The sequence below is a fragment of the Micromonospora sp. NBC_00330 genome (genome assembly GCF_036136635.1).
Lineage (GTDB): Bacteria > Actinomycetota > Actinomycetes > Mycobacteriales > Micromonosporaceae > Micromonospora > Micromonospora salmantinae.
The window spans coordinates 5,809,572-5,828,263 of sequence record NZ_CP108012.1 but is presented as its reverse complement, the minus strand read 5'-3'; the positions used below and the strand labels follow the sequence as shown (position 1 = coordinate 5,828,263).

The following is an 18,692-nucleotide window of genomic DNA, read 5'->3' as shown; positions in this document are numbered from 1 at the left end:
GGCCCAGCGGGCCCCTCCGGTCGCGTCAGGCGTCCAGGCCGCGAAGCACCAGCGGCAGCCGGGTCATGGCGCCGTCGACCACCCGGACCGGTACGCCCCAGTCCTGCCGGGTCAGGTGGCACGCCGCGTGCTCGACGTCCGCATCACAGGTCGCCGCCTGCGCGGTCACCTGAAGCACCCCTGCGGTGACCTCGCCGTTGAGCACCAGCCGGCGGGACAGTTCGGTGCCCGTACCGGCACCGTCCACCAGCAGCTCCGGCGGGGACGCGGAGACCACCAGCCGGGTCGACGGCCCGTACGTCTCGTCCAGCTTCTGCCCCGGCGCCGGGGTGAAGACGATGTCCAGGGTGACCTCGCCGGCGGCCACGTCGGTCGGCTTGCGCTCGGTGCGGCGGCGGGGCCCGTCCACGGTGCTGGCACCCGCCGCCGACAGGGCGCCGGGGGCGAGCCGGGTCAACCGGTGCGCGGCGGACTCCACCACCAGCACCTCACCGGACGGGGTGAGCACCAAATCGCTCGGCTCCGCCAACCCGTCGGCGACTGTGGAGACCCGGTTGCTGGCCGGATCGAAGCGACGCACCGCGCCGTTGTACGTGTCCGCGATCAGCACCGAGCCGTCCGGCAGCGCGCACACGCCCAGCGGGTGCTGGAGCAGGGCAGACTCCGCCGGACCGTCCACGTGCCCGAAGTCGAACAGGCCCTGCCCGACGGCGGTGCCCAACACACCGTTCTCGACGTACCGGACGGCGCTGGACTCGCTGTCGGCCACCCAGAGACGGGTGCCGTCGGCGGAGACGGAGAGCCCCGACGGCTGGGCCATCCACGCCTCGGCCAACGGGCCGTCGCGCAGCGCCTCGACGGTGGTGCCGGCGTACATGCCGGCGGTCCGCTTGATCGGGTCGAACCACCAGAGCTGGTGGATGCCGGCCATCGCGATGATCAGCTTGTCGTCGTACCAGGCCAGGTCCCACGGGGAGGAGAGGTCGACGGCGAACGCGTCGTGTGCGTGGTCGTCGACCTCGGCGCGCCACTGCCGCCCACTGCCGGCCACTGTGACCACCTCGCCGGACTCCAGCCGTACGCCGCGCAGCAGGTGGTTGACAGTGTCGGCCACCACCAGGTCGTAGCCGGCCACCTCGGCGACGTGCGTGGGGAGCAGACACACCCCCTGCGGCTCGGAGAACGTCGCCGCGGCGGCCGGCCCGTCCGCCCGGCCGCGCTCGCCCGAGCCGATCCGACGCACCGGCGTCTCGCCGTCCGGGTCGATCTCGACCACTGAGTGCCGGGCCGAGTCCGAGACCAGCAGGTTGCCGTTGGGCAGCAGCACCGCCTTACCCGGGAAGCGCAGCGCGGTCTCCGGTGCCGGCGGCGGGACGTACGGGCCGTTCCCCCGGTGCAGGGTGCCCTTGGCCTCGTGGGTGGAGATCAACTCGTCGATCAGTCGGGCCAGCCCCTCGGCGTGCCCCTCGCCGGCCATGGTGGCCACCACGTAACCCTCGGGGTCGATCACCGACAGGGTCGGCCAGGCCCGGGCCGCGTACTGCTGCCACATGTCCAGCTCAGGATCGTCGAGCACGGGGTGGTGCACCCCGTACCGCTCGACCGCGGCGGCGAGCGCGTCGGCGTCCTTCTCGTGCTCGAACTTCGGCGAGTGCACGCCGATCACGACGAGCACGTCGCCGTACTTCTCCTCAAGCGGGCGGAGCTCGTCGAGCACGTGCAGGCAGTTGATACAGCAGAACGTCCAAAAATCCGCGATGACGATCTTGCCGCGAAGGTCGGCGAGCTTCAGTTCGCGCCCACCGGTGTTCAGCCAGCCCCGACCACGCAGTTCGGGGGCACGTACACGCGCTGTCGTTCCCATGCCTGTCAGCCTGCCACGCCCCGTGGGCCCAGCCGCCGTGACCCGTACGACAAGCGTCCTAGTGCAGTACTCGGCGTGTCGGGTTGCTCAGCTTCCAACGATCAAGGGGGCGACTCACGACGCCGGACCGACATCCGGACTCCGCCTCTGCTCGACCGAGGACTCCTAGCTACCTAACGTCCCAATCTCGCTGATCTCGGTCCCAAGAGTGGGACAGGCCCAGACCGCTCGGTCGGCGCGTACCACCGCTGTCAGGGGGTGGCTCTCGGGATGCTGGGGACAGGGCGGCCAGTTGGTGGCACGGCCCAGTGACCACAGTGCCTCCACCGCCCACTCCTGAACCTGGTCGGCGAGCGCGACGACCTGTGTCACGGTGGGTAGGCCGAGATCGATCGAGATCCCGTGGCCGGAACCGTCGGAGGCGTAGAGGAAGGCGCTGGCGGTCTGTGGGTCGTCTCGCCACGGCTCGTCGCGAAGATCGGGCTGCACCCCGTCAGGCTTCCCAAGATCGGACAAGATCGGCTCCAGCGCCGCCGCCAGCTCGCGTTGCACGATCGAATTGTGCCTGAAGCAAGAGGCTCCGGGTACGACGACGGCGGAGCCACGGTTGCCCGTGACCCCGCCGTCGGTGCAGCTACTTCGTGGCCGGCTTCAGGCAGAGCACCCGGTTGGTGCCTTCACCCGGCAGCACCACGTGGGGCTGCGTCGTGTCGGTGCACTTCTCCTTGGCGTCCACCTTCGAGACGATCGTGAACGCGCCCGCCTCGCCGCAGTCCGCCGCCGAGGCGCCGCCCTGCCCGGACTGCTTCACGCAGGTGCCGACCGCCGGGTCGAAGGCCGGCGTGTCGTTCCCGCCGACCTTGCCGAGCAGCAGCAGCAGGCCGAGCGGCACCGCCAGGATGAGCATGGCGGCGATCAGCACCGCGGCCAGCACCCGGCCGTTGCGCACCTTGGGGGTCGGTGGCTCCACCTTCGGCTCGTCGACGGCGTCCGGCTTGAACGCGTCGAATCGGCCCTGGTCCGACTGGCCGGCCTCCTGGCCCCAGGACGAAGCGGGCTGTGGCGGTGGCGGGAACGACGGCGGGAAGCCGCCGCCCTGCGCCGGTTCGGTCCCCGGCCCGCCGAAGCCCGGCGCGCCGGAGCCCGGGCCACCGAAGTTCGGCGCACCGAAGGTCGCCGTTCCGTTCGCGGTGCCGGCGGCTGGCGACCCGGGGCCGCCGAACTGGTCCGCCGGCGGCTCGCCGCCGGAGTGCGGGCGGGTGCCGTTCACCGGCCTGTTGTTGCCGGGGGCGTCGACGAAGGACGGCACACCCGGCGGGAACGCCGGCGGCGGCGACGGTGCCTCGTTGAACGCGTTCGGTGCGGGCTGCCGGTCGTCGAAGCGCGGATCGGCCGGGGACTCGCCGCCCCAGCCGGGCCCAGCCTGCCGCTGCGCGTCGTTCTGCCAGTCGGGTGCGGACTGCTGCCGCTGCGCCTCGTTCTGCCAGTCGGGAGCGATCTGCCGCTGCCCCTCGTGCTGCCAGTCGGGCGTGGCCTGCCGTGGCGCGTCGTTCTGCCACTCCGGAGCACCCTGGCGGTCGGCGCCCTGGTCGCCCTGGAACGCCTCCGGCTCCGGCTCGGCCTCCGGCTCCGGTCGTGCCGGACGGCCGTACACCCGGGGTTGCGGGTTGGCCGTGCCGGTCGGTCGGATGGCCTGGTCGGTCGGGGGCATCACCCGGCTGGCCAGCGGCACCGAAGCGCTCGCCGTGGCCCGGGCCGCTGCGCCGGCTGCCGACTCGGCGTCCGACACCGATACGACAGCGCGGCCCGCTCCGGACTCCGGAGAGGTACGCGGGGCGGGCACCACAGCGCCGCTCGCGGAGACGTCGTCGGGGCGGCCACCGTACTGCGCGGCGGCGTCCGGGGTCTCCCGCTCGGCGTAGGCGGGCTGCTCGGGGATCGGAGCGAACTGTGCCTGGGGCGCGTAGTCGGCCGGCGGGGCGGCGGCCAGGCTGGCACCCGGGACGCGCTGCTCCTGCGGGGGCAGCGGCACCGCGTTCGCCGGCGAGATGCCCGGCGCGGGCCCGGGCTGGTAGGCCGGCGCCTCGTCGCCCCGGTCCGCCTCCCAACCGCCGCGGGACTGTGCGGAAGCTTCGGCCTCCGCGCGACCCCATACCTCACCGGGGGCCCACGGCTCGACCTCCGGCACGCCGCCGGAGTTGCCCTGGGCGGCGTTGTCCGGGCCGGCGGCCCAGTTGGGCGCGCCGCCGCTGGTGGGCACGCTGGCGCTGGCCCGGGCGGGGAGGTTGCTCGGCTCCGCCGGGGTCCACCCTGCCTGCTCCGGCCGCTCGGTCGGCTGCTCCGGTTGGGAGAGCACCCAGTCGGGCTGCTGCGGACGGCCCTCGGCCTCGCCCCAGGCGGCCGGCTGCGCGGGCTGGTCCTGCCGCGCGTCGTTGCCGTCGTTCCACACTGCGGGCTGCGCCTGCTGCTGCGCGGCCCATCCGCCGGAGTTGGCCGGATCGTCCTGCGCGGGCCAGTTCGTCGTCGGGGCCGGGACCTGGGCGGCGCCACGGGCCGGGCTCGGCTGGGCGGCCTGACCCCAGCCGGGGGCGGGCTGCTCGGTCGCTTCGGCGGGCTGGCCCCAGGTCGGTGGCGACTGCTCCGCCGGCGTCCACACCGGCTGGTCGTCGCGGGCGGCGCCGGCGGCGGGCCAGCCGCCGTTGCCGGTGGCCTGGTCCTGCTGGGCGCCGCCGGACCAGCCGGCGGCCTGCGGTTCGTCGGATTGCGGAGATTCGGTCGCCCGCCAGTCGGCTGCGGGCGGGTTGGCCTGCGCCGCGCCGCCCCAGCCGCTGGCCGGGTCCTCCTGGGCGGGCCAGGCGGCGGTGGCCGGCGGAACCTGCGCGGCGCCCCGTGCGGCTGGCTGGGCCTGCACCCAGTCCGGCTGCTCGGCGGGGGCGTTCGGGGTCCAGGTCGGTGCGGGTGCGCTCTGCTCGGCTGGCGTCCAGCCCTGCTGCTGCGCGGCCCAGGGGTCGGGCTGTGCAGCAGCAGGCGTGCCGTCGTTGCCGGACCACGCGCCGGGCTGCTGCTGCGGCGGCTCGCTCGCGCCACCACCGGCGGCCCAGGCGGGCTGCGCCGGGTCGTGGGGCTGCCCAGCGGCGGCGGCACCCCAGGCGGGGGCCGGCGGCTGCTCGGACTGGGCCGCCCATGCCGGCGTCGACGGGTTGGGCCGCGTCGGGGGCGGGGGTGCCCAGCCCAGGTCGGGGCCGGCCGCGTTCTGGCCGTTGTCCGGCTGCGCCGGGCGGTCGCCGTACGGCGCCGGTCCGCCGGCGCCCGGTGACACCTCGTCCGGCTCTTGGCCGGGTCGGTGCGGGCCCTCGGACGTCATGGGTGCGCCTCCTCCATCACATGTCGGCTCGCCGGTGCCGATTGGTCTCCTCGGCGTGGCTGCCGGCGTCACCGGCGTACCGCTGTGCCGGCTCCCCGCACGGTATCGGGTGGTGGCACGACACGTCCAAGGAGCACTGGTCGTCACTCACCGTTGCCGGTTGATGTCGAGCAGTTTCTGTCGGCTCGGCCTCTGCCGGGTCGGCGGGCGGCGACCGAAGCCCACCGTACCGGGCGCTGCGGCAGGGCGGAATCCCGGTGGTGGTGGTTGGGAAACGCCGATGGCCCACCCGGTGGGCCGGGTGGGCTATCGATCTGGAGGAGGTGAGGAAAGTCGTGGAGCGTCAGCTCATGTGACGCTGGGCGATGGCGAGGATCTCCTCGCGAACCGCCGGCGAGTTCGCCGAGCGCAGCGCGTGCTCGATGGCACGGGCGCGGCGGGTCGCGTCGCGGTGGTTGCGGATTCGCTCGATCATGCTCATTGGTGGGTCCCCCTGGCTATTCGGTTGTCAGCCCCTGATGCATCTATTCAACAGCATGAGCCGGCGAACTTCCATCGATTATTAGGTGAGCTGAGACACCTGCCTAACAATCAAAGGTCAACAAGCCGTCTGGCCGACGGTTCCGTTGCCCAACGGACACGGCCGGTGTGCCGGGCGTTAACCCGTGGCACACCGGCCGTGGCTGGCGTTCGAACCGATCAGGTCCAGGCGAGCAGCGCCGCCTCCGGATCCGTGAGGAACTCGCCGACGTCCCGCAGGAACTTCGAGCCCAGCTCACCGTCGACGATCCGGTGGTCGAAGCTCAGCCCCAGGGTGGTGACCTGGCGAACCTTGACCTTGCCCTTGTGCACCCAGGGCATCTCCCGCACCGCGCCGAAGGCCAGGATCGCGGACTCACCCGGCGGCAGGATCGGTGTGCCGGTGTCCACCCCGAACACGCCGACGTTGGTGATGGTCAGGGTGCCGCCGGACATGGCCGCCGGCGAGGTCCGGCCGGACTTCGCCGTCTGCACCAGGTCGGTCAGCGCGTCCGCCAACTCCCGCAGCGAGAGTCGGCCGGCGTCCTTGACGTTCGGCACGATCAGACCGCGCTCGGTGGCCGCCGCGATACCGAGGTTGACGTACTCCTTGACCACGATCTCGTCGCCCGCCCAGGTCGAGTTGACCATCGGGTGCCGTTGCACCGCCAGCAGCACCGCCTTCGCCACCAGCAGCAGCGGCGAGACCCGTACGTCGCGCCACTCCCGTCGGCCGCGCAGCCGGTCCAGGGCCTTCATCGCCCGGGTCACGTCGACGGTCAGGAACTCCGTCACGTGCGGGGCGGTGAACGCCGAGCGGGACATGTTCTCGGCGGTCAGCTTGCGGACGCCCTTGACCGGGATGCGCTGCTCCCGGTCCGCTCCGAAGCTGGGCGCTGTCGTCGCCACGATCGGCTCGGCAACCACCACGCTCGCACCGCTCGCCGCCTGCTGCACGTCCTCCCGGGTGATCGAGCCGAGCGGCCCCGACCCGGTCAACGTGCCGAGGTCGACCCCGAGATCCTTTGCGAGCTTGCGCACCGGCGGCTTGGCCAGCACCCCGCCGGTCACCGTCGCGGCCCGCCCGTTCTGGGCCGGCGCCACCGCCGGCGTGACCACCGGTGACGGAGTCGGCGCGGCCGGTGCGGGAGCCGTCACGGCCTGCGCCGGGACCGCGCCCTTGCGGGGGCGGCGCTTCGCCGCGGTGGTACGCGGGCCGTAGCCGACGAGCACCGCGGTCCGCCCGCCCGGGGCCGCACCGCCGATCAGGCCGGGCTCGACCATGCCCTCGGCCGGTGCCACCTCCACCGCCGCCAGCGAGGCCGCCGACGGGGTGGGCAGGTCACCGCTGGGCGTGGCAGTCGTCGACGGCGCGTCCAGCGGCCCGGCGCCCGGGTCGGTGTCGATCGCGATGATCGGCGTACCGACCTCGACAGTGGTGCCCTCCGGGTGGTGGATCGCCTGAACCTGGCCGGCCCACTTCGCCGGGATCTCCACGGCCGCCTTCGCCGTCTCCACCTCGACGATCGGCTGGTTCAGCTCGATGGTGTCGCCCACCTTGACCAGCCAGGCCAGGATCTCGCCCTCGGTCAGCCCCTCGCCCAGGTCGGGCAGGTTGAACGTCTTGATCCGGGACATGTCGCTCACCAGCCGAAGGTGCGGTCGACGGCGTCGAGCACCCGGTCGAGGTCGGGCAGGTACTCCTCCTCCACCCGGGCGGCCGGGTAGGGGGTGTCGAAGCCGGTAACCCGCAGCACTGGCGACTCCAGGGAGTAGAAGCACTCCTCGGTGATTCGGGCGGCCAACTCGGCGCCGAGGCCGATGTTGGACGGCGCCTCGTGCACCACGACCACACGGCCGGTGCGCTTCACCGACTCGTACGCCGCGGTCAGGTCCAGCGGCGAGAGCGAGCGCAGGTCGATGACCTCAAGCTCCCGGCCGTCCTCGGCGGCGGCGGTCGCCGCCTCCAGGCAGGTCCGCACCATCGGGCCGTAGGCCAGCACGGTGACGTCGGTGCCGGGCCGCACGACCCGGGCCGAGTGCAGGGGGTACGCGTCGGACAGCGGCGCGTCCAGGTCGACCTGGCCCTTCTCCCAGTAGCGCCGCTTGGGCTCCAGGAAGACGATCGGGTCGTCCGAGGCGATGGCCTGCTGGATCATCACGTACGCGTCCTGCGGGTTGGAGCAGGTCACCACCTTCAGGCCGGCGGTGTGCGCGAAGTACGCCTCCGGCGACTCGGAGTGGTGCTCGACGGCGCCGATGCCGCCGCCGAACGGGATCCGGATCACCATGGGGATGCTGAGCCGGCCGCCCGAGCGGTAGTGCATCTTCGCCACCTGCGACACGATTTGGTCGTACGCGGGGTAGACGAAGCCGTCGAACTGGATCTCGCAGACCGGCCGGTAGCCGCGGATGGCCAGACCGACAGCGGTGCCGATGATGCCGGACTCGGCCAACGGGGTGTCGATCACCCGCTGGTCGCCGAAGTCCTTCTGGAGACCGTCGGTGATCCGGAAGACGCCGCCGAGCTTGCCGACGTCCTCGCCCATGATGATGACCTTGGGGTCGTTCTCCAGGGCGCGGCGCAGACCGGTGTTGAGGGCCTTGCCGATGGTGAGCGTCTCCGTGGCCATCAGTGGGCGCTCCCCTCGAACGACTCCATGTAGCGGCTGAACTTCGCGCGCTGCTCGTCGAGCAGCGGAGACCCGTTGGGGTAGACGTGGTCGAACATCGTCACCGGTTCCGGGTCCGGCATCTCGAGCACCCGCTCGCGCAGGTGCACCGACTCGCGGCGGGCCTGCTCGTCGACCTCGGCGAAGAAGGCCGCGTCGGCGATCTGCTGCTTTTCCAGGAAGGCCTTGACCCGGGCGATCGGGTCCTTGGCCTGCCACGCCTCGACCTCGCTGGCGATGCGGTAGCGGGTCGGGTCGTCGGAGGTGGTGTGCGCGCCCATCCGGTAGGTGTACGCCTCGATCAGGCTCGGACCCTGCCCGAGGCGGGCGTTGTCGAGCGCGGTGCGGGTGACCGCGTACGTGGCGAGCACGTCGTTGCCGTCCACCCGTACGCCGGGGAAGCCGAAGCCGGCGGCCCGCTGGTAGAGCGGGACGCGGGTCTGCCGCTCCAGCGGCTCGGAGATCGCGTACTGGTTGTTCTGGCAGAAGAAGACCAGCGGCGCGTTGAACACGCTGGCCCAGACGAAGGCCTCGTTCACGTCGCCCTGGCTGGTGGCGCCGTCGCCGAAGTAGGCGATCGCCGCCTCGCCGTCGTCGGTGCCGGTCTTGCCGTCGATGGTGATTCCCATCGCGTAGCCGGTCGCGTGCAGGGTCTGCGCCCCGATGACGATCGTGTACATGTTGAACTTGAACTCGTTCGGGTCCCAGCCGCCCTGGTCGACGCCGCGGAACAGGCCCAGCGGCATGATCGGGTCGATGCCCCGGCAGTAGAGGACGCCGTGCTCCCGGTAGGTCGGGAAGGCCATGTCCTGGGTGCGCAGCGCCCGCCCGGAACCGACCTGGGCGGCTTCCTGGCCGAGCAGGCTGGCCCACAGGCCCAGCTCGCCCTGACGCTGGAGAGCGGTCGCCTCGGCGTCCAGCTTCCGGACCAGCACCAGGTCGCGGTAGAGACCGCGGTATTCCTCGTCGGTGAAGTCGACGCGGTACTCGGTGCCGTCCGGCCCGGTGGCGCTGTCGATCCGCTCGCCTTCGGGGGTGAGGAGCTGCACCAGCGCGGGGTCGCCGGCCGCGCCCTTTTTGGAGCGGGGTGCGGCCCGCCTGCTGCGGGTGGTGCCCCCGGGGTCGCCCTTTGCCATCGGTCTCTCCCTGTCGTGTCTGCGTCGGCACCGGGGGGTCACCCGGCCGCGCAACTCGTGCGCCTGCCCGGCTGCTGCCGGACCGGTTCCTGGCGGCCGCGCCTAGCCCCGGTGGGGGTTGCCGCACGGCGTGATCCGGGTTCTGGCCGAACCCGGATCGGGAGCGCCGGCGCTCAACCGCGCCTGCCGCGAGGGTGCGCGGAGGTCACGGCTGCGTTGCCGTCGTGCTCCATATTCGCAGAGCAGGTGAGCGCGCCCACAGTACGCCTGCCTCCGCAATCCGACCGCCCATGCTTTGACGCCGTTTGTCGCCATCATGCCGGCCCGCGTTTCCCATGCGTTGCGGCACAATTCGTCACCGTTCGGGCAGCACTGCGTGTCGACACGCGGTGGAGGTTGGCTGACCCACAGTGACTGAGCGAGGCTGATTCCCGCAGGATCGCGCCTATCGGGTTATTTGTCGGCTTTCTGCCCCCGGCGGCGTCCATTCATGTCCTCCGACGGCCGACGACTAGGGGTGTGTGCGGTGTACGAGCCAGGAGACGGTCCCGGCACACCAGCGCTTGGTCGGCACCGGTCGGCCGGCGGCTACCGCCGGATGGTCGGTGTCCACCGGGCCCCCGGCGCCGGTGGCCCCTCCCGCGGTTACCTGCTCACCGTCGCGCTGCTGGCCGGCACGGCGTCGATGCCCATCCTCGCCGCGATCAGCGCGGGCTCGGCCACCCCGGGCAGCACCGCCCTACCGGACAGCAGCACCCCGTTCATGCCGACCCCGTCCGTCGGGCCGGTGGTGATCCCCATGCCGATGACCAGCCAACCACCGCTTCCCGCGCTCGGCACACCCAGCGTCGGCCCGACCAGCGGCTGGCTGCCGGCCGCCCCGTCGCGTCCACGCGAAGGGCCCGCCGCGGCCGATCCCGGGCCCGCCCGGTGGACGACAGCCCCGCCGGTGGCACCGAGACCCACGCGGAGCACCTCGCCGCCGGTGCCCCCGCCCGTCGTTCCGCCACCATCGACCGGCCCCGACCCGACCGATCCGACCGATTCGCCGGAGCCGGACCCGACCGACCCCGACCCGACCGATCCGCCGGACCCGGAGCCGACCGACCCGGACCCCACCGACTCGCCGGACCCCACCGACCCGGACCCGACCGGCTCGGCCGATCCCGATCCGACCCCGACGCTGACGGTGGACCCGACGCCCACACCGGACCCGACGCTGGGGCCGACATCCACGCCGACCGACGATGCGACAGCGACCGCCGTGCCGACCAGCACCTGGTCCGTGCCGGCACCCACACCCACGCCGCCCACTGCTCCGACCCGCCGACCCGGCCCGGCGATCCCGTCGCCGTCGGCCGTCGCCTCGACGCCCAGCGTCGGCCCGGCGCCACTGGCCGGACCGACGTACCCGGCGGTGTCGCCGACGGTACGGTGACGATCAGGCGCGGTCTGTCCGGCGACGGCGGCGTTCGGCGGTAGGCGCGTACCGGAGGGGGTGGCGTGGGCGGCGGTGCGGAACCCCGCCCGGTCACCACCCGGCCCGGCCCGGGGTTGCGGATCGCCCGGCTGGTCACCGAGGTGACCGCACCGGCGGTGCTCGTGTCGCTGCTGATCATCACGGTGAGCTGGCACAGCGCCACCCGCCCCGGTCAGGGCCTCGTCTGGGGGCTGCTCGCCACTCTGTTCGTCACCGGCATTCCGTTCGCCTACATCGTCGGCGGCGTACGCCGTGGCCGGCTCACCGACCACCACGTCGGCCGCCGGGAGCAGCGCCGGGCGCCGCTGCTGGTCGGCCTCGGTTCGGTCGCGGCGGGGCTCGCCCTTCTCGCTGTGCTCGGCGCGCCCCGCCCGGTGCTGGCACTGGCGGTGGCCGGCCTCGTCGGCCTCGTCGTCGCCGTGTCGGTCAGCCACTGGTGGAAGATGTCGATCCACTCGGCGGTGGCCGCCGGCACGCTGGTCATCCTGATGCTGACCTTCGGGACCCGGCTGGTCGCCGCCGCACCGCTGCTGGCGCTGGTCGGCTGGTCACGGGTGCGGCTGAGAGACCACACGCTGGCGCAGGTGCTGACCGGAGGTGCGCTCGGCGCCCTGATCGCCGCGGCGATCTTCGGCCCGCTGCGCTAGCCCGATCCATGGGGCGGGGCGGCGTGCCGCTCAGCCCTGGCGCGCGACGCCGGCCGGGCCGAGGGCGGACGGCGCGTAGCCGCCCACCCTCGGACGCCGTCAGGCGCCGTCGTCGGCGAGGCGGTGGCGGTTCGCCTCGATCCACGCGTCCAGCGCGGCCGGGTCGTCCGGGTCCACCCCGTCGGCCATCAGCTGCGCCACCGCGGCGGTGGCAGCGCTGCGCCGCTCACCGGTCGAGTAGAGGCGGGCGAACTCCGGCACCATCTCCTCGATCGCCTCGTCGGTGCGCGTCGCCGCCGCCTCGGACAGCCCGCGCTGGCGCGACGCGTACCGCGCCCAGGCCCGCAGCACCCGGGGGAGCATCGCCGCGTCGTCCATGTCCAGCACGGCCCGGCGGTGCACCCAGTCGAGCAGGAAGAGCCCGGACACCGCGGGACTCCAGCGCATCGGATCGGCGTCCGGGAAGCTCGCCGAGTGGTCCAGCAGCAGGCTCAGGCAGAAGTGCAGGGAGGCCAACTCCGGGCCGTCGACGGCGTCCAGCCCGAAGCGGGCGGCCTCCGGCGCGGCGAGGAACCGTCGGACCAGGTCGGTGCGCTCGGCCGCGGAGAGCGGCTCGACCTCCGCCGGACCGGTCGGGTCGGCCGCGGTGGGCAGCATCGCCAGCCGGGCCCCGACCAATGCCCGGTCGGTGGCGAGTGACCCCTCGCCGGGCAACTCGCCCAGGTCGTCGGTGACCGCCAGATGGCGAGCCACCTCGCCCCGGAACCGGGCCGGATCTTCGGTACGGAACCAGGTCAGCTCGTCGTCGGCGCACATCTGCCGGACCTGGTCCAGGATCCGTTCGGCCGGCCCGCCCACGAAGATGTCCTTGGTGATCCCGATGTTGTGGTCCACCAGGGCCACCAGCGCGTGCTCCGAGCCGCCGGACTCGTCGTCGTAGGCGAAGGTAGCGAGGTAGGAGGTCTGGTCGCCGTACACGTCGCCGTACGCCCAGGTGCCGGTGAGGTGCACCCGGCCGAGCTGGGCCGTCCAGGTGGGCGCCTGGCTGCCCGGGCGCACCCGATCGGCACCCTCGGCGGTCGGGACGAGCGTGGCGAAGACCTGCCGGATGGTGGTGGCCGCCGCGATCCTGCGACGGGCGGTGGCGGCGAGGAAGCCGGTGACGAACTCCCGTACGGCGGCGTCGCGGTCGGACTCCGCGATCGCGTAGACACTGCCCAGCAGGGCGCTGCCGAGCATCTCGGCGTCGAGGGCGGACTCCAGCTTGGTCACGTCGCGTGCGGCGTGCAGCACCGCGTCGTAGGGGGTCTGAGGCGTGGCCATGCTCCGACCCTACGCCGCCTGAGGCGTACGCAGAGCGGTAGCGAGCCGTGCGGAGCGTCAGCGGCGTGCGGCGTCCCGCAGCGCGTCGCGTGCCTGCGCGTACGAGCCGAGCACGTTCCGTACCGGTGTCAGCACGTACTCGTCGCCCACCTGGGCGACCCGCGCCGTCAGCCGCTGGTCGGCGCGGGTCCGGGCGCGCCGGGCGGCCCAGCGCACCACCGGCCGGGTCAGCGCCGCCACCAGCAGCCCGGCCAGCAGGCCGCCGAGCAGCAGCACTGTCGGCAGCGGCACCTGGCCGACCATCGGGTTGTCCAGCGCGGGCAGGCCGAGCGCCCGCAGCGCGTAGCCGAGCACCAGCCAGCCCAGCCCGACCACGGCGGCGAGGGTGACCAACCACTGCACACCGCCGACGACCCGCCACCACAGCGGGCGACGGTCGAGGCCGAGGTCGGTGCCGGCGATCGTGCGATCCAGGGCGTCCGGCAGGTCGCCGAGGCGGGACCGGGCGGCGGCGGTCACCGCTCCGGGCCAGGCGGCGGGCAGGTCGGTGGCGGCCCGGTCGGCCACCGCGCGGATGGCGAGACCGAGCGCCGAGCGCTGAGCGGCCGTCGGGTCCGGTACCGAGGTGGCCGCTACCAGGCTCTCCGCCGGGTCGGCCTGGTCGCCGGTCGAGCCGGGCAGGTGCAGCCGACGCAGCGGGTCGGGCCGCAACCGCCGCCAGCCCCGGACCACTGGCCAGCCGGTGGCCGCGCCGGCCCGATGCCAGTACGCCCGCTCCACGGCCTCGGTCACCGCTGGCACCCCGGCCGCCCCGGCCAGCGCCCGGTTCAGCCCCTTGACGGCGGTGTCGTCCGGCCCGCCCGCGGGCCGGGCCGAACCGACCAGCTCGTCCAAGCCGGCGACGACGGTGTCGACGTCACCCGCGAGCCGGCGCAACGCGGCCTGCCGCTCGGCGACGGTGCGCTCCAGCGCGTTGCGCAGCCCGACCATCCCGGCCGGATCGATGGCGGTGGTGGCCAGCAGGGGCACCCCGGTCAGCCCGTCGGTGTCGAGCAGCCGACGCAAATCGTCCAGGACCCGGGGCACCTCGGCCGGGGGCAGCCGGTCGGCCTGGTTGAGCACTACCAGTGTGACGTCGCGGTGCCTGTGGAACTCGCGCAGGTAGCTGTCGTGGATGACCCGGTCGGCGTACTTCTGCGGGTCGACCACCCAGACCACCTGGTCGACCAGGCCCAGGAGTCGGTCCACCTCGAGCCGGTGAGATCGCTGCACCGAGTCGAAGTCGGGCAGGTCGAGCAGGATCAGCCCGTGCAGGGCCGTCTCGTCGTCCGCGTCCAGGGCGCTCTCCCGGACGAAGCGGTGTCGGGGCAGTACGCCGATCCAGTCGAGCAGATGGTTGGCGCCCTCCAGTGGCCCCCACACGCAGGCGTGGGTGACGCCTGTGGTCGGCCGGCGGACCCCTACCGGTGAGAGTTCCAGCTGGGCCAACGCGTTGAAGAGGCTGGACTTGCCGCTGCCCGTGGCGCCGGCCAGGGCGACCACCGTGTGGTCCCGGGACAGCGCGAGCCGGGTGCCGGCCCGTTCGACCACTGTGTGCGCGGGCACCAGGTCGGAGTCCGGCAGCAGACCGTCCACGGCGGTCAGGAACCGGCGTACCGCGTCCAGGCGGGCGATCAGCGCGTCGGCGTCGACCCGCTGGTCCCCGCGGAACACCTCGCGTACCCGGCCGGCGATGTTGCTCACCGGGAACCCTCCTCGTCGGCGGCGGACAGGCCGCTGCGGTGCCGGGCCAGCTCGACCCGGCCGGCGGCCCGGCGCAGCCCGTCGCCGGCGTCCTCGGCGGGGCGGGCGTCGGCGGTGCGGCTCAGGAAGCGGTCGGCCTCCACGGCGAGCAGCGTCCGCACCCGGTCCAGCAGGTCGGCGCGGGCCTTGGCGGCAAGGGTACGCACCGCCTGGTCGCCGAAGATCGCCTGGAGGACGGCCTGCGCGGCGACAGTGGTGCCGGCCCCGGTGGCCAGCTCCAGCCCGGTCGGGATGAACGCGGTGGAGGCGAAGACGGCGATCATCACGGCCAGCCCGGTGGCGTTCACCGCGTACGCGGCGGTGCGGGCCACGAACCGCTTGTCACCGCCCTCGACCCGGACCAGTTCCAGCACTCCGCGCTGCCAGTCCCGGACCATGCGCTCGGCGCGCTCGGGTAGGTCGTCGCTCGGGTGGGCGAGCGCCGGGTCGAGCAGGCCGGCGCCGGCCGGGTGTGCCTTCCACCCGGTGTACGCGGACTCGGCGGCCTCCGAGGCCACCCCGCGCAGCAGCGTCACGAGCTGGGACTCGATGGCGTTGCGCAGCTCGGCGGCGGGTGCCGGCCGACCGGTGACGGCGGCCACGACCCGGTCCCGGAGGCGGCCGATCCGTGCCTCCAGCGTGCGGAACAGCTCGCCGGTGCCGACGAACTCCTGCCAGCGGGCGAGCACTTCACCCCGGAGCAGCCGGCCGTCCTGGAGCCCCTGCTCGACGGTGCGTTCGGCACCCCGGTACGCGGCCCGGACCCGTTCGTCGAGCCCGTCGGCGGCGGCGAGCTGCTCGTCGGCGGCGTCGGCCAGATCCTCCACGGCGGGGTGGAGTGCGGCCAGCGCCCCGTCGAGGGTCTGGCGGACCACTGCGGCCCGCGCGTCCACGTCGGCGGCCAACCGGGCGAACCAGTCGGCCAGTGGGGCGGTGACTCCCTCGGGCAGCAGCCCCTGACCGTCGACCCAGGTCTCGGGCAACACGAACAGCGGCGCCCGGCCGAGGCCCTGCTCGGCGAGCATCTCGGTCAGGTGCGCGGCGATCTCGTCGGTGGCCTCGGCGGGCACCCGGTCCAGCACCATGGCGATCACCGCGCCGCGCGCCCGGGCACTGCGCAGCAGCTCCCAGGGCACCGCGTCGGCGTACCGGGCGGCGGTGGTGACGAAGAGCCACAGATCGGCGGCGGCCAGCAGTTGGGTGGCGAGCGCCCGGTTGGCGTCGACGACCGAGTCGATGTCGGGCGCGTCGAGGAACGCCAGCCCGGCGGGCAGGGCCGGGGCGGTGACGAGGTGCAGGGCGCGCGGATCGTCGCTCGGCTCGGTGGTGCGGGTCAGCCCGGGCAGGAGGTCACCCTGCCGGAACCAGGCCGCGTCGGACGGGTTGCAGACCAGCACCGGGGAGCGGGTGGTCGGCCGGAGCACGCCGGCGGCGCTGACCCGGGCCTTGACCAGGCTGTTGACCAGGGTCGACTTACCCGCGCCGGTGGAGCCGCCGACCACCACGAGCAGTGGTGCGTCCAACCGGGCGAGCCGGGGCAGCAGGTAGTCGTCGAGTTGGTCGGTGAGTGCTGTGGCGCTGTGCCGGGCCGAGTTGGCAGAGGGCAGCGCGAGGGGATACCGGGTCGCGCCAATCGCCTCCCGGAGGCCCGACAGTGCGCCGGGGAGGCTGTCGTCCCCGGTGGTGGCGGGCGGCTCCTCCGCGGCGTCCGGCGGGTCGGTACGGGCTGCGACGGCGGGCGCACCGGAACGGGTGGCGGGATCGCCGTGCGTCGTCACCGCTAAAGCGTGCCCGACCGATGCAAGGGAAGACAACCGGACGGTAATAACGGCTGGGTTGCGTCGGGTTGACTCAAGTCAACTTGACGATTGGCCAACGCGTGGCACTATTGAGTCAAGTTCACTCAACTTGTGGTGGGGCCCGCTGCGGGCGGTGCTCGCCAGCAGCCCACGGGCGATGCCCGTCACCTGCACAACCTTATGAAGCGAGGAAGCGAAGATGGCACGTGCGGTCGGTATCGACCTCGGCACGACGAACTCCTGCGTCAGCGTTCTCGAGGGCGGTGAGCCCACCGTCATCGCCAACGCTGAGGGGTCGCGGACGACTCCTTCGATCGTCGCGTTCGCCCGCAACGGCGAGGTGCTCGTCGGTGAGGTCGCCAAGCGCCAAGCGGTGACCAACCCGGACCGGACGATCCGGTCGGTCAAGCGCGAGGTCGGCACGAACTGGTCCGTCGACATCGACGGCAAGAAGTACACCCCGCAGGAGATCTCGGCCCGGACGCTGATGAAGCTCAAGCGGGACGCCGAGGCGTACCTGGGTGAGCAGATCACCGACGCGGTGATCACCGTTCCGGCCTACTTCAACGACAGCCAGCGCCAGGCCACCAAGGAGGCCGGTGAGATCGCCGGCTTCAACGTGCTGCGGATCGTCAACGAGCCGACCGCGGCCGCCCTGGCGTACGGGCTGGACAAGGGCTCCAAGGAGCAGACCGTCCTGGTCTTCGACCTCGGCGGCGGCACCTTCGACGTGTCGCTGCTGGAGCTGGCCGAGGGCGTCGTCGAGGTCAAGTCGACCAGCGGTGACAACCAGCTCGGTGGCGACGACTGGGACCAGCGGATCATCGACCACCTGGTCAAGACGTTCCGCGGTGAGCACGGCATCGACCTGGCTCAGGACAAGATGGCCCTCCAGCGGCTCCGCGAGGCAGCCGAGAAGGCCAAGATCGAGCTGTCCGCCGCCACCACCACCAACATCAACCTGCCGTACATCACCGCCGGCGCGGCCGGCCCCCTGCACCTCGACGTGACGCTCAGCCGCGCCGAGTTCCAGCGGATGACGCAGGACCTGCTGGACCGTTGCAAGGGCCCGTTCGAGCAGGCCGTGAAGGACGCCGGGATCAAGATCTCCGACGTCGAGCACGTCATCCTGGTCGGCGGTTCGACCCGGATGCCCGCCGTGACGGACCTGGTCAAGCAGCTCACCGGCCGCGACCCGAACAAGGGCGTCAACCCGGACGAGGTCGTCGCCGTCGGCGCCGCCCTCCAGGCCGGTGTGCTCAAGGGTGAGGTCAAGGACGTCCTGCTGCTCGACGTGACCCCGCTGAGCCTGGGCATCGAGACCAAGGGCGGCATCTTCACCAAGCTGATCGAGCGCAACACCACAATCCCGACCAAGCGTTCCGAGGTCTTCACCACGGCGGACGACAACCAGCCGTCGGTGCTGATCCAGGTGTTCCAGGGTGAGCGTGAGATCGCGGCGTACAACAAGAAGCTCGGCACCTTCGAGCTGACCGGCCTCCCGCCGGCGCCGCGCGGCGTGCCGCAGATCGAGGTCGCCTTCGACATCGACGCCAACGGCATCGTCAACGTGCACGCCAAGGACCTGGGCACCGGCAAGGAACAGAAGATGACGATCACCGGCGGCTCCTCGCTGCCGAAGGACGACATCGAGCGGATGCGCCGGGACGCCGAGGAGCACGCGGAGGAGGACAAGCGCCGCCGCGACGACGCCGAGACCCGCAACGTGGCCGAGGCGCTCCAGTGGCAGACCGAGAAGTTCCTCGCCGAGAGCGGCGACAAGCTGCCCGGTGAGAACCGCGAGCAGCTCAACGAGGCGCTCGGCGAGCTGCGTGGCGCCCTCGGCGGCCAGGACATCGAGAAGATCAAGTCGGCGCACGAGAAGCTGGCTCAGGTCTCCCAGCAGGCCGGTTCGCTGCTCTACTCGCAGCAGGCCGAGCAGGGTCAGCAGCCGAGTGGCGAGCCCGGCCCGGGTGCGACCGGCGCGACCGGTGCCACCGGGGCGCAGGCGGGCGGCGCCGACGACGTGGTCGACGCGGAAATCGTGGACGAGGACGGCAAGAAGTGACCGTCGGCCTCCGACACGTTTCCACCTCGAAGGGGATG

At 73.0% G+C, this 18,692-nt stretch carries 13 protein-coding genes; 3 read left to right on the top strand and 10 right to left on the bottom strand.

Going from position 1 to position 18,692, the window contains the following annotated elements:
* Nucleotides 1–25: 25 nt before the first annotated feature.
* The 7 genes from OG598_RS26490 to pdhA all read right to left on the bottom strand — a co-directional run bounded on the left by OG598_RS26490 (nt 26) and on the right by pdhA (nt 9,555).
* Nucleotides 26–1,864, bottom strand: a complete 1,839-nt coding sequence (locus OG598_RS26490; RefSeq protein ID WP_328651551.1) for an NHL domain-containing thioredoxin family protein — start codon at nt 1,862–1,864, stop codon at nt 26–28.
* A 165-nt stretch (nt 1,865–2,029) separates the two neighbouring features.
* On the bottom strand, nt 2,030–2,416 hold the full coding sequence (locus OG598_RS26485; protein WP_328651550.1) for a hypothetical protein: 387 nt from the start codon (nt 2,414–2,416) through the stop codon (nt 2,030–2,032).
* Nucleotides 2,417–2,498: 82 nt separating this feature from the next.
* Nucleotides 2,499–5,228: an LppU/SCO3897 family protein gene (locus OG598_RS26480; RefSeq protein ID WP_328651549.1), complete on the bottom strand. Its 2,730-nt coding sequence runs from the start codon at nt 5,226–5,228 to the stop codon at nt 2,499–2,501.
* A gap of 343 nt (nt 5,229–5,571) precedes the next feature.
* Nucleotides 5,572–5,709 carry a hypothetical protein gene (locus tag OG598_RS26475; protein WP_167492909.1) on the bottom strand — a complete coding sequence of 46 codons (138 nt, stop codon included), beginning with the start codon at nt 5,707–5,709 and terminating at the stop codon, nt 5,572–5,574.
* Between the two features lie 218 nt (nt 5,710–5,927).
* Nucleotides 5,928–7,394: a dihydrolipoamide acetyltransferase family protein gene (locus OG598_RS26470; RefSeq protein WP_328651548.1), complete on the bottom strand. Its 1,467-nt coding sequence runs from the start codon at nt 7,392–7,394 to the stop codon at nt 5,928–5,930.
* On the bottom strand, nt 7,391–8,380 hold the full coding sequence (locus OG598_RS26465) for an alpha-ketoacid dehydrogenase subunit beta (RefSeq protein ID WP_328651547.1): 990 nt from the start codon (nt 8,378–8,380) through the stop codon (nt 7,391–7,393). Before OG598_RS26465 ends, OG598_RS26470 begins: the two co-directional genes overlap by 4 nt.
* Nucleotides 8,380–9,555, bottom strand: coding sequence for a pyruvate dehydrogenase (acetyl-transferring) E1 component subunit alpha (pdhA, locus tag OG598_RS26460; protein ID WP_328651546.1), 1,176 nt, complete (start codon nt 9,553–9,555; stop codon nt 8,380–8,382). The genes OG598_RS26465 and pdhA overlap by 1 nt, the downstream gene beginning before the upstream one ends.
* Before the next feature lie 526 nt (nt 9,556–10,081).
* Between pdhA and OG598_RS26455 the strand changes: the two genes are divergently transcribed.
* Together OG598_RS26455 and OG598_RS26450 are read left to right on the top strand one after the other, a co-directional pair.
* Nucleotides 10,082–10,993, top strand: coding sequence for a hypothetical protein (locus OG598_RS26455; protein ID WP_328651545.1), 912 nt, complete (start codon nt 10,082–10,084; stop codon nt 10,991–10,993).
* Between the two features lie 65 nt (nt 10,994–11,058).
* A complete protein-coding gene (locus OG598_RS26450; protein WP_328651544.1) occupies nt 11,059–11,682 on the top strand; it encodes a phosphatase PAP2 family protein in 624 nt (207 codons plus the stop codon).
* 99 nt (nt 11,683–11,781) lie between these two features.
* Here OG598_RS26450 and OG598_RS26445 read toward each other — a convergent pair whose 3' ends face one another.
* Genes OG598_RS26445 through OG598_RS26435 form a run of 3 tightly spaced genes read right to left on the bottom strand, consistent with a single transcriptional unit; the run spans nt 11,782 to nt 16,565 of the window.
* On the bottom strand, nt 11,782–13,005 hold the full coding sequence (locus OG598_RS26445) for a hypothetical protein (RefSeq protein WP_328651543.1): 1,224 nt from the start codon (nt 13,003–13,005) through the stop codon (nt 11,782–11,784).
* A gap of 57 nt (nt 13,006–13,062) precedes the next feature.
* Nucleotides 13,063–14,748: a GTPase gene (locus OG598_RS26440; RefSeq protein ID WP_328651542.1), complete on the bottom strand. Its 1,686-nt coding sequence runs from the start codon at nt 14,746–14,748 to the stop codon at nt 13,063–13,065.
* Entirely contained in the window at nt 14,745–16,565 is a 1,821-nt protein-coding gene (locus OG598_RS26435; protein ID WP_328651541.1) for an ABC transporter, read from the bottom strand. The genes OG598_RS26440 and OG598_RS26435 overlap by 4 nt, the downstream gene beginning before the upstream one ends.
* A gap of 220 nt (nt 16,566–16,785) precedes the next feature.
* On the opposite strand from OG598_RS26435, the gene dnaK reads away from it, so the two are divergent.
* Entirely contained in the window at nt 16,786–18,654 is a 1,869-nt protein-coding gene (dnaK, locus tag OG598_RS26430; RefSeq protein ID WP_328651540.1) for a molecular chaperone DnaK, read from the top strand.
* The last annotated feature ends 38 nt before the right edge of the window (nt 18,655–18,692 follow it).